The following is a 1,300-nucleotide window of genomic DNA, read 5'->3' as shown; positions in this document are numbered from 1 at the left end:
TGTCCAGCCCGGAGACATAGGTAACAGAATGTACCTAAGACATGGGTGACAACCCCGTGCCGAACGGGTTGTCGATGGTCTGCAAGGTCCTCTGTTCAAGGTCGATATATCCCAGATCATAGTGCATGAAGCTCAACAGCCAAATGCCATCGTCGACTTCCTTGATTCCGAGCCTCTGACCGGCGAGCACGGTCGAGACGTTGATCTTCTTCCTATGCATACAGATGCGGCCGCAGGCGGTGACGAGGATGTCGCGGTCGTGGAAGGGATATTCCAGCTCCGGCAGACCCTGATAGGCTCCTGAGGAAGCCGTGTAGAGCTCGCCCGGGGTGCGCATGGCGAGCGCCTCGTGAGGGCGCTCTTCGTTGAACTCGCTGACGAAAGCGTCGAATCTCGCCTGCTGCTGCAGGATGTTCATGCCGGGCGGCCTCGTCGTCTCCTTCTTGAGGGTCAGATGCAGCGCTCGTGGCGGCCGTTCTGCTGCGGGTTGCCCGGTTGGATGCGTTCAACCGCAATCCCGAGCCTCAGCCAGAACACCGACAGCTTCGAGAGGTTATAGAGCCCGTTGGGCGAGGCGAAGGGCAGCCCGTTGTCGCTTCGGATGGCGAGCGGCAGTCCACATTCCTTGAAGAGGCGGACAAAGGTTTCGATGACCGGCTCTTCCTTCGTCGATTCAAGGGCTTCGCAGGCCAGCACATAGCGTGAGACCTGGTCGGTGACCGTCAGGGGGTAACAGTAGCGACCGTCGCCGAGCCTGAACTCGCCCTTGAAGTCCGTGCACCACAGATCATTGGGCGCGGCGGCTTGCGAAAGCGGCGTGCCCACGGCCTTGTTCGCCCGGTTCCTCTTGCGGGCCTGGCTCACAAGGCCGTGGCGGTCGAGCACCGCATGGACAGTGCTCCTTGCCGGTATCCGGACATCGCCGGCCAGCTTGCGCACCAGCAGTTCGCGTATCTTCCTAGCGCCCCAGTGCGGCTTCTCGCGCTTGGTCCCGACGATCAGCCGCTCGATCTGCTCGGGCAACTGGTTGGCGTAACGCACCGGCCGCCGTGAGCGGTCGCAGAGCGCCTCCAGCCCCTCGTCCTTGTAACGATTGAAGATCTTGTAGCCGGTCTTGCGGGAAATCCCGAACTCCCGGCACACCTCGCTCATGCCTTCCCCGTCGAGAAGACGAGCCACGAAACGAAGACGTTCATCCATCACCGAACACTCTCTCCACGGCATCAACACCTCCGGCCAAAAGCCAAAAGTGTTACCTATGTGTCCGGTACAAAACGTCACCTATGTCTCAGGTCGGGCA

The 1,300-nt window shown here is 60.8% G+C and carries 1 pseudogene; it reads right to left on the bottom strand.

The window, feature by feature from the left end:
- Positions 1-34: 34 nt before the first annotated feature.
- Positions 35-1,224: pseudogene (locus tag AC0L25_RS32355) on the bottom strand (IS481 family transposase).
- Between the last annotated feature and the right edge of the window lie 76 nt (positions 1,225-1,300).

The organism is Mesorhizobium sp. WSM4813 (assembly GCF_055811555.1).
Note: the sequence above shows the minus strand (reverse complement) of the source record. Positions and strands in the feature narration are given on the sequence as shown.